Here is a 12362-nt window from a genome sequence, read left to right on the forward strand (position 1 = left end):
GGAGGGTGCCGGAGAAACGTGCGGTGAGCTCGGCGTGGTCCTCGGCGTCGATGAGCTCGGCGAGTTCCGCGCGGGTGTCCGCGTCGGGGTCCTCGGCCAGCCATGCCGTGGCCCGTGCGAGGAGGTCGTCGTGCACGTCGGGTCAGCCTCTCGTGTGTGGTCGTGGTCTGTGCGGGGTGCGATGCCTGCGGCGACCTGTGCGGGTTGGGTGGGGGTGCGCGTGGCGCGGGTCGTTTCGTCGTGGGCCGGGGCCGCGCCGGGAGGTGTCCGTCCTCGGAACGGCGCGGAATCGGTCGGCCACGGAAGTGCCGGCGTGGACGCGCCAACCGCTGCGGGCGGACCCCCCCGACACGTCCCCTTCGCGCCGTGCGCGGCTACCGGCCTCCCCCGCCCCACGTAGCTGCGGGCAGTTGTGCCGCTGGGGCGGCACCCACGCCGGGTGCCGAGCGAGCGCCGCCCCACCGCACGCGCCCGTCCGGGCTACAGCCGCCCGAGCACCCGCGTCAGCAGCGAACCCATCCGCGTGGCGGAGTCGCGGCCCGCCTGGAGGACCTCCTCGTGGTTGAGGGGCTCGCCCGTCATGCCCGCCGCGAGGTTGGTCACCAGGGAGATGCCCAGGACCTCCGCGCCGGCCTCGCGGGCGGCGATCGCCTCCAGGACCGTCGACATGCCCACCAGGTCGGCCCCGATGACGCGGGCCATGCGGATCTCGGCCGGCGTCTCGTAGTGCGGGCCGGGGAACTGGGCGTAGACGCCCTCCTCCAGCGTGGGGTCGACCTCCTTGCACAGGGCGCGCAGGCGGGGGGAGTAGAGGTCGGTGAGGTCGACGAAGTTGGCGCCGACGATGGGGGAGGTGGCGGTGAGGTTGATGTGGTCGCTGATCAGGACGGGCTGGCCGGGGCGCATGCCCTCACGCAGGCCGCCGCAGCCGTTGGTCAGGATGATCGTCTTGGCACCGGCGGCGACGGCCGTGCGGACGCCGTGGGAGACGGCGGCCACGCCGTGGCCCTCGTAGTAGTGGGTGCGGCCCAGGAAGACCAGCGCTCGCTTGTCGCCGATGGAGTACGAGCGGATCTTGCCGCCGTGTCCCTCCACTGCGGGCTTCGGGAAGCCCGGCAGGTCGGTGACCTGGAGATCGGCCTCGGGGGCGCCCAGGGCGTCCACGGCCGGTGCCCAGCCGGAGCCCATCACGAGGGCGACGTCGTGGGTCTCGGCGCCGGTGAGTTCGCGCAGGCGGGCCGCGGCGGCGTCGGCGGCGGCCCTCGGGTCTACTGGGGAGGCGCCCTGGATGTCGTCCGGAAGAAGAGATGCGTTCACGCCGAAGAGGGTAGCCGGTTTACGCCTACGCGCGTAGATGACAGAGCTCACGGGATTGCGATTGTTGTTTTGTTGATTTTGACGAGGCCGGTGGCTCAGCAGGGGCGCTTGCGGAGTTCCATGACGTAGTCGTGCGGCGCGCCGGCCGATTCCGCGGCGTCCGCCACCTCGCCCAGGTAGCGGGCGGAGGGCAGACCGCCCTCGTAGGCGTTCAGGACGTACGTCCAGGCGTTCTCCTCGCCCTCCAGCGTGTGGACGCGGACGCGGGTGCGGCGGTATATGTCCAGACCCACGCCCTCCCAGCGGTCCATCGAGTCCTCGTCCATCGGCGCGATGTCGTAGAGAGCCACGAAGACCTGGGAGATCGGGTCCTCGACGAGGGTCGCTAGTGCGCCCTCCCAGCCCATGTGCTCGCCCCCGAAGGTCAGCCGCCACCCGTTCAGCCAGCCGGTGGCGCGCAGCGGCGAGTGCGGGGCGCGGCGGGTCATCAACCGCGCGTCGAGGTTGCCGGCATAAGCGGCGTAGAGCGACATGGGGGAGAGGGTACGGCAGGGCTCCCGGGAGTCGCTCTTGTAACAGACGTGCCCCCGGGCGGCCCCACATTGAAGGGTGCGGGACAATGGAGTACGTGACTCGGATCGTGATCATTGGCGGCGGACCCGGCGGATACGAAGCGGCGCTGGTGGCCGCGCAGCTCGGCGCGGAGGTGACCGTCGTCGACTGCGACGGTCTGGGCGGGGCGTCGGTGCTGACCGACTGCGTTCCGTCCAAGACCCTCATCGCGACGGCCGAGGTGATGACCACCTTCGATTCGTCGTATGAAGAACTGGGGATCATCGTCGCCGACGACACCCCTCCCATGGAGCAGGCCGCCCGGGTGGTCGGCGTGGATCTGGGCAAGGTCAACCGGCGTGTGAAGCGGCTGGCCCTCGCCCAGTCGCACGACATCACCGCCTCCGTGACGCGCGCCGGTGCCCGGGTCATGCGCGGGCGCGGGCGGCTGGAGGGCATGCAGGCGCTCGACGGGTCGCGGAAGGTCGTGGTGCGCGCCGCCGACGGGAGCGAGGAGACGCTCACCGCGGACGCGGTGCTGATCGCGACCGGTGGGCATCCGAGGGAACTCCCGGACGCGCGACCCGACGGGGAGCGCATTCTGAACTGGACCCAGGTGTACGACCTCGACGAGCTGCCCGAGGAACTCATCGTGGTGGGCTCGGGTGTGACCGGTGCCGAGTTCGCCGGTGCCTATCAGGCGCTGGGGTCCCGGGTCACGCTCGTGTCGTCGCGGGACCGGGTGCTGCCCGGCGAGGACCCGGACGCCGCCGCCGTGCTGGAGGACGTCTTCCGGCGCCGCGGCATGAACGTCATGTCGCGGTCCCGGGCCCAGTCCGCCAAGCGTGTCGGGGACCGCGTGGAGGTGACGCTCGCCGACGGGCGCGTCATCACCGGGTCGCACTGCCTTGTGGCCGTCGGCGCCATTCCCAACACCGACGGGATGGGGTTGGAGGAGGCCGGGGTCAAGCTCAAGGACTCCGGGCACATCCGGACCGACCGGGTCTCCCGGACCTCTGCTCCCGGTGTGTACGCCGCCGGTGACGTGACCGGCGTCTTCGCGCTCGCCTCGGTCGCCGCCATGCAGGGGCGCATCGCCATGTACCACTTCCTCGGGGACGCGGTCACCCCGCTGAACCTGAAGACCGTCTCGTCCAACGTCTTCACCGACCCCGAGATCGCCACCGTCGGGTACTCGCAGGCCGACGTCGACGCCGGCAAGATCGACGCCCGCGTGGTGAAGCTGCCGCTGCTGCGGAACCCGCGCGCCAAGATGCAGGGCATCCGGGACGGGTTCGTCAAGATCTTCTGCCGGCCGGGTACCGAGATCGTCGTGGGTGGTGTGGTGGTGGCGCCGCGCGCCTCGGAGCTCATCCATCCCATCTCGATCGCGGTCGACAACAACCTGACGGTCGAACAGATCGCGAACGCCTTCACCGTGTATCCCTCCCTTTCGGGGTCGATCGCGGAGGTGGCGCGGCAGCTGCACACGCGGAAGGCCGGCGGAGAGGGCTAGGGGCGTCGTTCGGATCGGGCCGACGGCCGGAACCGACTCCCCGCTGGTCACAGGGAGTTGCGGAGCTTGCGGGCGGCATAGGCGGCCCGGGTAGGCCCGTATACCACTTCCGGCTCTGGCGTGCGAACAACTTCTGTTATTCGGCGCATACTGCTGAAAGCAGACGGTCGTTGGGGTTACTGTCAGTTTCGTGTTCGCTGCAGAACGTCGCCAATTGATCCTCGAAATGGTGCGAGCGAACGGGGCCGTATCGCTCCGTGAGCTCGCCCGCGTCGTCCAGACCTCCGAAGTGACCGTACGGCGGGACGTGCGCGCACTGGAGGCAGAAGGACTCCTCGACCGCCGGCACGGCGGTGCGGTATTGCCGGGCGGGTTCACGCGAGAGTCCGGCTTCCCGCAGAAGTCCCATCTCGCGACCGCCGAGAAGACGGCCATCGCCGACCTCGCCGCGGGCTTCGTCGAAGAAGGCGAGGCCATCGTGGTGGGGGCGGGCACCACGACGCAGGAGCTGGCGCGCCGGCTCGCGCGGGTGCCCGGGCTGACCGTCGTCACCAACTCGCTGCTGGTGGCCCAGGCCCTCGCCCATGCCAACCGGGTCGAGGTCGTGATGACCGGTGGCACCCTCCGCGGGTCCAACTACGCCCTCGTCGGGTCGGGTGCCGAGCAGTCCCTGCAAGGGTTGCGGGTCTCCAAGGCGTTCCTGTCCGGAAACGGGCTGACGGCCGAGCGGGGCCTGTCCACGTCCAACATGCTGTCGGCTTCCGTCGACCGCGCGCTGGTGCAGGCGGCCGCCGAGGTCGTGGTCCTCGCCGACCACTCCAAGCTGGGCACGGACACCATGTTCCAGACCGTGCCCACGGACGTCATCACCCGCCTGGTCACGGACGAGCCGCCCGCCCACGACGACCGGGCCGCCACCGAGCTCCAGGCCCTGGCCGACCAGGGCGTGCAGATCGCCGTGACCGGCGCGTCGGGGGGTGCGACGACGACCGGCCCGGGGGGACCGGGGGCCTCCGGAAATGATGCCGTCCCGGCGCGTCAGCAGCGTCGGGACGTGCCGCTTCCGGGGCCACGCCGTCAGGTCCCGGGCGCGGCGGCGGGCCTGCGCTCGGCCACGGCCCTGGGTGAGCAGAACGCCGGGGCGGAACGGGCGCGCGTCGCGGATCTGCGCCGACGCTGAGCCACCGCACGGTCCGTCGCGTCCCCGGCACCAACGGCGGGGCGCCCGGCGGACCGTCGTGGTCCACCGGGCGCCCCGGACGTTGCGTGCGCCGGCTCAGTCCTTGATCTCGCAGATGGGGGCGCCGGAGGTGACGGAGGCGCCGATTTCGGCGCCCAGGCCCTTGATGGTGCCGGCCTTGTGGGCGTTGAGGGGCTGTTCCATCTTCATGGCTTCCAGGACGACGATCAGGTCGCCTTCCTGGACTTCCTGGCCTTCCTCGACCGCGATCTTGACGATGGTGCCCTGCATGGGGGAGGCGAGGGTGTCGCCGGAGGCGGCGGGGCCGGACTTCTTCGCCGCGCGGCGTTTGGGCTTGGCGCCGGCCGCCAGGCCGGTGCGGGCCAGCGACATGCCCAGGCTGGAGGGGAGGGAGACCTCCAGGCGCTTGCCGCCGACCTCGACGACGACCGTCTCCCGGCCGATCTCGTCGTCCGCCTCGGTGCCCGCGGGGGCGGTGAAGGGCTTGATGTCGTTGACGAACTCCGTCTCGATCCACCGGGTGTGGACCGTGAAGGGGTCCGTGGAGCCGGTCAGTTCGGGGGCGAAGGCCGGGTCCTGGACCACCTTGCGATGAAACGGAATCGCGGTGGCCATGCCTTCGACGGTGAATTCCTCCAGGGCGCGGGAGGCGCGTTGGAGGGCTTCGGCGCGGGTGCGGCCGGTGACGATGAGTTTGGCGAGCAGGGAGTCCCAGGCGGGGCCGATGACGCTGCCGGTTTCGACGCCGGCGTCGAGGCGGATGCCGGGGCCGGTGGGTGGGTCGAAGAGGGTGACGGTGCCGGGGGCGGGGAGGAAGCCGCGGCCGGGGTCTTCGCCGTTGATGCGGAACTCGAAGGAGTGGCCGCGCAGGGCGGGGTCGTCGTAGCCGAGTTCTTCGCCGTCGGCGATGCGGAACATTTCGCGGACGAGGTCGATGCCGGCGACTTCTTCGGTGACGGGGTGTTCGACCTGGAGGCGGGTGTTGACTTCGAGGAAGGAGATGGTGCCGTCGGTGCCGACGAGGAATTCGACGGTGCCGGCGCCGACGTAGCCGGCTTCCTTGAGGATGGCTTTGGAGGCGGTGTACAGCTCGTCGACCTGGGCCTGGGTCAGGAACGGGGCGGGGGCTTCTTCGACCAGTTTCTGGTGGCGGCGCTGGAGGGAGCAGTCGCGGGTGGAGACGACGACCACGTTGCCGTGGGTGTCGGCGAGGCACTGGGTTTCCACGTGGCGGGGTTTGTCGAGGTAGCGCTCGACGAAGCATTCGCCGCGGCCGAAGGCGGCGACCGCCTCGCGGACGGCGGAGTCGTAGAGTTCGGGGACTTCTTCGAGGGTGCGGGCGACTTTGAGGCCGCGTCCGCCGCCGCCGAAGGCGGCTTTGATGGCGATGGGCAGGCCGTGTTCCTTCGCGAAGGCGACGACCTCTTCCGCGCCGGAGACGGGGTCGGGGGTGCCGGCGACCAGGGGGGCGCCGGCGCGCTGGGCGATGTGGCGGGCGGCGACCTTGTCGCCGAGGTCGCGGATGGCGTGTGGGGGCGGGCCGATCCAGATCAGGCCGGCGTCGAGGACCGCCTGGGCGAATTCCGCGTTCTCGGAGAGGAATCCGTAGCCGGGGTGGATGGCGTCCGCGCCGGACTCGCGTGCGGCGTTGAGGACCTTGGCGATGTCCAGGTAGCTGGTGGCGGGGGTGTCACCTCCCAGGGCGAACGCCTCATCAGCGGCGCGGACATGCAGAGCGTCCCGGTCCGGGTCCGCGTAGACGGCCACGCTCGCGATCCCGGCGTCCCGGCAGGCCCGGGCCACACGGACAGCGATTTCGCCACGATTGGCGATGAGCACCTTGCGCACGATTGAGGCTCCCTCCTTGAAACAAGCCGAGTTTAGGGACTGCCGACACGGCACTACGACCCGTCCCCAATGGTGAGCTTGCCCACACGGAGTGTGACTCGAGGCTCGCTCGACCCGCGAAATCCCTTGTCGTACCGCGATACGCAGGACTCCTCGGGGAAACCCTAGCCCCCCGATGTGGGCAAGGTCTCTGTAAGAGGGTGCTGCGGGCCACTCGGTTTCTTTGTGGAGTCCCTACGAATGGCCCAATGATTCTTTGCTCGCGGCGGACCCCTTGTCGCGAGGTTTACCCGTTAGTAACGTTCCCGGTGTCTCGAACGTACTTGGAGTAACAGCTGTCCTGTGCGGCAGCGGTCGAAAGTGGGTGGGGACCGGTGACGGTGCGCAGACCGGTGGCGTGGATCGTGGCGGTCGTGCTCTTCGCGGAGGCGGTCGGCGTCGCGGCGCTGAACTGGTTCCTCGGGGTCGTCGTCGACCGGCAGGACATGTCCCTGGCCGGTCTCGACCCGGACATGATGTCCGTGTCCTCGAAGATCGGCGGTGTCGTCTTCGGGCTCTACTTCGCACTGTGCGGGCTGGTGGCCCTGCTCGTGGCGTTGCGCGACCGGGCGCCCGCCGGGCTCGGCCGGGTCCTGCTGATCAGCGCGGCCGTGGTGCACGGGGTGCTGGGTGCCTTCACCTGGGGACTGGTCGGCTGGCACGCCTTCCTCTTCATGATCCTCGCCCTCGCCCTCATCGTGCTGCTGCTGATGACCTACGACGCTCGCCAGGAACCCGCGGCCGGGCAGCGGCCCGAGGAGGGCAAGGGCGGCGACGGCTCCTCCCCGGTCAGCCCTCCGCCGGCGCCCACAACTCCGTGATGCCGACCCCGAGTTCGGCCAGCAGTCGGCGGACGAGGGGCAGGCTGATGCCGATCACGTTCCCGTGGTCGCCCTCGATGCCCTCGATGAACGGGGCCGAGCGGCCGTCCAGGGTGAACGCCCCGGCGACGTACAGGGGCTCGCCGGAGGCCACGTAGGCCGCGACCTCCTCGTCGGTCGGCTCGCCGAAGCGGACCACGGTGGATGCGGTGGCCGAGACGTGGCGGCCGGAGGCGGTGTCCCAGACGCAGTGGCCGGTCTGCAGCGTGCCCGCCCGGCCGCGCATCGCCTTCCAGCGGGCGGTGGCCTCCTCGGCGTCCGCCGGCTTGCCGAGCGCCTGGCCGTCCAGGTCGAGCACCGAGTCGCAGCCGATCACCAGGGCGCCGTGCACCTCGGGCTTCGCGGCCACGACGGACGCCTTCGCCTCGGCGAGGGCGAGGGCCAGCTCGGCGGGGCTGGGCGCGGTGACGGCGTCCTCGTCGACGCCGCTCACGAGCACCTCGGGGGCGAGCCCGGCCTGGCGGAGCAGGCCGAGCCGGGCCGGGGACTGGGAGGCGAGGACGAGTCGCCTGCGGCGCTGAGCAGTCATGGGATCAGGTTAGTCAACCGGGCGGGGCGGTTCACCCCAGGCCGATCACGATCATCGCGAGAACCATTGCCGCCGCCAGGAAAACGCTGAGCCGCCGCAGCATGTCCTGCATGTCGCGCAGTTCCTTGGGCGGCTCGTTCTCGGGGTCGGACCAGAGCATGCCACCAGCGTGGGGCTTGGCCGGGGGCGGCGCTTGAGTACGGGTACTTATTTGGGGCGCGGGGTCGTGATGCCGTTGTGGTGCCGTGCGCCGGCGCGGCGGAGCCGCATATCGGCACAGCCCCGCGCCCCCTGGGCCGGCCGCGGCTCAGACCGGCCAGTACGTGCGTCCCCAGGACGCCGGGCCCGGGTGAGGGAGCCGGTGGGACGCGATGCGGGACGGGTCGGACCACGCGTCGTGCGGGGTCTCGGCGCCGGACGGCTCGGCGGCTGCCGCCGCGGCGCGGGCGCGGACCACCGCCAGGGCGGCGGCCAGCTCCTCGGGGGTGGGGTTGCCCCGTACGACCTTGATCGTCACAGCGGCTCCTTAGAGGGGGATGTTGCCGTGCTTCTTCGGGGGGAGGGATTCCCGCTTCGTACGCAGCTGACGCAGGCCGCGGACGATGTGGCGGCGGGTGTCGGACGGCATGATCACCGCGTCGACGTAGCCGCGTTCGGCCGCCGTGTAGGGGTTGAGGAGGGCGTCCTCGTACTCCTGGATCAGGCGGGCGCGGGTGGCCTCGGCGTCGTCACCCGCCTCGGTGATGGTGCGGCGGTGCAGGATGTTGACCGCGCCCTGGGCGCCCATGACGGCGATCTGGGCGGTGGGCCAGGCGAGGTTCAGGTCGGCGCCCAGGTGCTTGGAGCCCATGACGTCGTAGGCACCGCCGAAGGCCTTGCGGGTGATGACCGTGATCAGGGGGACGGTGGCCTCGGCGTAGGCGAAGATCAGCTTGGCGCCGCGGCGGATGATGCCGTCGTGCTCCTGGTCGACGCCCGGGAGGAAACCGGGGACGTCCACGAAGGTGATGACCGGGACGTTGAAGGCGTCGCAGGTGCGGACGAAGCGGGCGGCCTTCTCGGACGCGGTGATGTCCAGGCAGCCGGCGAACTGCATCGGCTGGTTGGCGACGATGCCGACCGGGCGGCCCTCGACGCGGCCGAAGCCCGTGAGGATGTTCGGCGCGAACAGCGGCTGCGTCTCGAAGAACTCGGCGTCGTCGAGGACGTGCTCGATGACGGTGTGCATGTCGTACGGCTGGTTCGCCGAGTCCGGGACGATCACGTCCAGCTCGGCGTCCTCGTCCGTGACCGTGAGGTCGGCCTCCTCCGGGAAGGCGGGCGGGTCGGAGAGGTTGTTGGACGGCAGGTACGACAGCAGCTGCTTGACGTACTCGATGGCGTCCTTCTCGTCGCCGGCCATGTGGTGGGCCACGCCGGAGGTGGAGTTGTGGGTGCGGGCGCCGCCCAGCTCCTCGAAGCCGACGTCCTCGCCGGTGACGGTCTTGATGACGTCGGGGCCGGTGATGAACATGTGGCTGGTCTGGTCGACCATGACCGTGAAGTCGGTGATCGCGGGGGAGTAGACCGCGCCGCCCGCGCACGGGCCGACGACCAGGCTGATCTGCGGGATGACGCCGGAGGCGTGGGTGTTGCGGCGGAAGATCTCGCCGTAGGCGCCGAGGGAGGCCACGCCCTCCTGGATGCGGGCACCGCCGGAGTCGTTGATGCCGATGACCGGGCAGCCCGTCTTCAGCGCGAAGTCCATGACCTTGACGATCTTCTGGCCGTAGACCTCGCCCAACGCGCCGCCGAAGACGGTGAAGTCCTGGGAGAAGACCGCGACGGGGCGGCCGTCGACGGTGCCGTAGCCGGTGACGACGCCGTCACCGTAGGGGCGGTTGGCGTCGAGGCCGAAGTTGGTCGAGCGGTGCCGGGCGAACTCGTCCAGCTCGACGAAGGACCCCTCGTCGAGGAGGAGGTCGATGCGCTCACGGGCCGTCAGCTTGCCCTTGGCGTGCTGCTTCTCGACGGCGCGTTCCGAACCGGCGTGCGTCGCTTCCTCGATACGGCGCCTGAGATCCGCGAGCTTGCCCGCGGTCGTGTGGATGTCGGGCTGCTGCTCTTCCGGCTCGGACATCGGGATGCGGCTCCCTGCCTGCTCAAAAGGGGGGACGGTTACTCATCCGTAGAGTAGTAGGGGGCCTTCCGATCGGCAGTGCGGTGTTTCCCACACCTAGTGTGGGTTGCATGACGCCCCGAGATGCCTCTGGCTCCCCGAACAACCGGTGGTCCGACCTGGACCGGCCGCCCCTCAACACCACGGCCCTGCGCCGGGGGCTGGTGCGGGAGGGAGGGCTGTGGCGGCAGGTGGACGTGGTGCAGCGCACCGGCTCCACCAACTCCGACCTCGTGGCCCGTGCCGCCGAGGGGGACCTGGACGAAGGGGCCGTCCTCGTCGCCGAGGAGCAGACCGCCGCGCGTGGCCGGCTGGACCGGCAGTGGACGGCGCCGGCCCGCTCCGGGCTCTTCTTCTCCGTACTGCTGCGGCCCACCGAGGTGCCGGTGACCCGCTGGGGCTGGCTGCCGCTGCTCACCGGCGTCGCGGTGGCGACCGGGCTCTCCCGGGCGGCGGGTGTCGATACGGCCCTGAAGTGGCCCAACGACCTGCTGGTGACGGTCGGCGACGAGGAGCGCAAGGCGGGCGGCATCCTCGCCGAGCGGGCCGGGGACGACGGGGTCGTCATCGGTGTGGGCATCAACGTCACCCTCCGGGCCGACGAACTCCCGGTGCCGCGCGCCGGGTCCCTGGCGCTGGCCGGGGCCGCGAACACCGACCGGGATCCGCTGCTGCGGGGAATACTGCGCTCGCTCGAGGACTGGTACGGGCGGTGGCGGGCGGCCGAGGGCGACCCGGCGGTCAGCGGGCTCCAGGAGACGTACGCGGCGGGGTGCGCGACACTCGGCCGGGTGGTGCGGGCGGAGCTTCCGGGGGAGCGGTCCCTCGTGGGGGAGGCGGTGGCCGTGGACGGGGACGGGAGGCTCGTGCTGGCCACCGAGGCGGGGGTGCAGGAGCCGGTGGGGGCGGGGGACATCGTGCACTTGCGGTTGGCTTGAACGCGCCCACCCGTGCGGCGGGCCGCGGCCGTGAGCTCGCCGGGAGTGAGCTGGGGCACACCTGACGTAAAGTTGGGGCCGGTCGAACCTGACCGCAGCAGATCGGAAGGGCAGCAGGCGTGACCGTCGACGACACGGGCTCCGGCGCGGACGGGGGCGGCCGGGTGGACCCCGAGCCCGACCCGGAGTCCGCCGACTCCGGCGAGGACCCGCTCGCGCTGCGCCTCGAAGGGCTCATTCTGGGCGCCGAGCGCCGCTACACGCCCTTCCAGGCCGCCCGCAGCGCGGGCGTCTCCATGGAGCTGGCCTCCCGCTTCTGGCGGGCCATGGGCTTCGCCGACATCGGCCAGGCCAAGGCGCTCACCGAGGCGGACGTCCTCGCCCTGCGGCGCCTGGCCGGTCTGGTGGAGGCGGGGCTGCTCAGCGAGGCCATGGCCGTGCAGGTGGCGCGGTCCACGGGGCAGACCACCGCCCGGTTGGCCGAGTGGCAGATCGACTCCTTCCTGGAGGGTCTGACCGAGCCTCCGGAGCCCGGGATGACACGCACCGAGGTGACGTATCCCATCGTCGAGCTGCTCCTGCCCGAGCTGCAGGAGTTCCTCGTCTACGTCTGGCGGCGCCAGCTCGCCGCATCGGCCGGCCGGGTCGTCCAGGCCGGTGACGACGAGGAGATGGTGGACCGGCGTCTCGCGGTCGGCTTCGCGGACCTGGTCGGGTTCACCCGGCTGACCCGCCGGATGGAGGAGGAGGAGCTCGGCGAGCTGGTCGAGGCCTTCGAGACCACCTGCGCCGACCTGGTGGCCGCACGCGGCGGACGGCTGATCAAGACCCTCGGCGACGAGGTGCTCTACGCCGCGGACGACGCCGGTACGGCCGCCGAGATCGCGCTGCGTCTCATCGAGACGATGGCGAACGACGAGACCATGCCGGAACTGCGCGTCGGCATCGCCTTCGGCACGGTGACCACCCGGATGGGCGACGTCTTCGGTACGACCGTCAACCTGGCCTCCCGGCTCACCTCGATAGCTCCCCGGGACGCCGTCCTCGTCGATGCCGCCCTCGCGGAGGAGCTGATCCGTACGCGCGACGCCCCGGCCTCGGAGGCCGCGGCCGCCGAGGAGGCCGCCGCGGCGGAGAAGGAGGGCGAGGAGCCGCCGGCGTACCGCTTCGCGCTCCAGCCGATGTGGCAGCGGCCGGTGCGTGGTCTCGGCGTGGTGGAGCCGTGGCTGCTCACGCGGCGGGGGGACGGCGGGGAGTCGTAGGGCCTGCGGCGCGCCGGGGGGACGGCGGGAGTCGCAGGGCCCGCCCGGTGCCCGTCCGTCCACCCGGGAGCCCCGGGTGGCCCGCGCAGCGACGCGGGCCGTGCGTCAGCCGCCGCCGTCG

Annotated in this window: 12 protein-coding genes; 5 read left to right on the forward strand and 7 right to left on the reverse strand. The window is 71.4% G+C overall.

Annotated features, from left to right (window positions below; all coding sequences use genetic code 11):
- Nucleotides 1-480: 480 nt before the first annotated feature.
- Nucleotides 481-1317, reverse strand: coding sequence for a purine-nucleoside phosphorylase (locus tag EBH09_RS23150; protein WP_121748862.1), 837 nt, complete (start codon nt 1315-1317; stop codon nt 481-483).
- A gap of 95 nt (nt 1318-1412) precedes the next feature.
- On the reverse strand, nt 1413-1850 hold the full coding sequence (locus EBH09_RS23155; RefSeq protein WP_121748863.1) for a gamma-glutamylcyclotransferase: 438 nt from the start codon (nt 1848-1850) through the stop codon (nt 1413-1415).
- 86 nt (nt 1851-1936) lie between these two features.
- Between EBH09_RS23155 and EBH09_RS23160 the strand changes: the two genes are divergently transcribed.
- Both EBH09_RS23160 and EBH09_RS23165 read left to right on the forward strand, forming a co-directional pair.
- Complete coding sequence (locus EBH09_RS23160; protein WP_193776479.1) at nt 1937-3385, forward strand: NAD(P)H-quinone dehydrogenase; 1449 nt, start codon at nt 1937-1939, stop codon at nt 3383-3385.
- 190 nt (nt 3386-3575) lie between these two features.
- Entirely contained in the window at nt 3576-4565 is a 990-nt protein-coding gene (locus EBH09_RS23165) for a DeoR/GlpR family DNA-binding transcription regulator (RefSeq protein WP_121748864.1), read from the forward strand.
- 96 nt (nt 4566-4661) lie between these two features.
- Here the strand turns inward: EBH09_RS23165 and EBH09_RS23170 are convergent, their stop codons facing one another.
- Complete coding sequence (locus EBH09_RS23170; protein ID WP_121748865.1) at nt 4662-6434, reverse strand: biotin carboxylase N-terminal domain-containing protein; 1773 nt, start codon at nt 6432-6434, stop codon at nt 4662-4664.
- 374 nt (nt 6435-6808) lie between these two features.
- Here EBH09_RS23170 and EBH09_RS23175 point away from each other — a divergent pair, with 374 nt between their 5' ends.
- On the forward strand, nt 6809-7294 hold the full coding sequence (locus EBH09_RS23175) for a hypothetical protein (RefSeq protein ID WP_121748866.1): 486 nt from the start codon (nt 6809-6811) through the stop codon (nt 7292-7294).
- On the opposite strand, the gene EBH09_RS23180 is transcribed toward EBH09_RS23175, so the two are convergent.
- The 4 genes from EBH09_RS23180 to EBH09_RS23195 form a co-directional block, all read right to left on the reverse strand.
- Nucleotides 7263-7883 (reverse strand): nucleoside triphosphate pyrophosphatase, encoded by a 621-nt coding sequence (locus EBH09_RS23180; protein ID WP_121748867.1) that lies wholly within the window; start codon nt 7881-7883, stop codon nt 7263-7265. The genes EBH09_RS23175 and EBH09_RS23180 overlap by 32 nt on opposite strands.
- A gap of 31 nt (nt 7884-7914) precedes the next feature.
- Nucleotides 7915-8043, reverse strand: coding sequence for a hypothetical protein (locus EBH09_RS39825; protein WP_121748868.1), 129 nt, complete (start codon nt 8041-8043; stop codon nt 7915-7917).
- Between the two features lie 147 nt (nt 8044-8190).
- Nucleotides 8191-8400 (reverse strand): acyl-CoA carboxylase subunit epsilon, encoded by a 210-nt coding sequence (locus EBH09_RS23190; protein ID WP_121748869.1) that lies wholly within the window; start codon nt 8398-8400, stop codon nt 8191-8193.
- Nucleotides 8401-8409: 9 nt separating this feature from the next.
- Complete coding sequence (locus EBH09_RS23195; RefSeq protein ID WP_121748870.1) at nt 8410-10002, reverse strand: acyl-CoA carboxylase subunit beta; 1593 nt, start codon at nt 10000-10002, stop codon at nt 8410-8412.
- 110 nt (nt 10003-10112) lie between these two features.
- Here EBH09_RS23195 and EBH09_RS23200 point away from each other — a divergent pair, with 110 nt between their 5' ends.
- Nucleotides 10113-10979, forward strand: coding sequence for a biotin--[acetyl-CoA-carboxylase] ligase (locus tag EBH09_RS23200; protein WP_121748871.1), 867 nt, complete (start codon nt 10113-10115; stop codon nt 10977-10979).
- A 119-nt stretch (nt 10980-11098) separates the two neighbouring features.
- Complete coding sequence (locus EBH09_RS23205; protein ID WP_121748872.1) at nt 11099-12241, forward strand: adenylate/guanylate cyclase domain-containing protein; 1143 nt, start codon at nt 11099-11101, stop codon at nt 12239-12241.
- The last annotated feature ends 121 nt before the right edge of the window (nt 12242-12362 follow it).

Origin of the sequence: Streptomyces sp. E2N166, assembly GCF_003671715.1 — a bacterium.
Lineage (GTDB): Bacteria > Actinomycetota > Actinomycetes > Streptomycetales > Streptomycetaceae > Streptomyces > Streptomyces thinghirensis.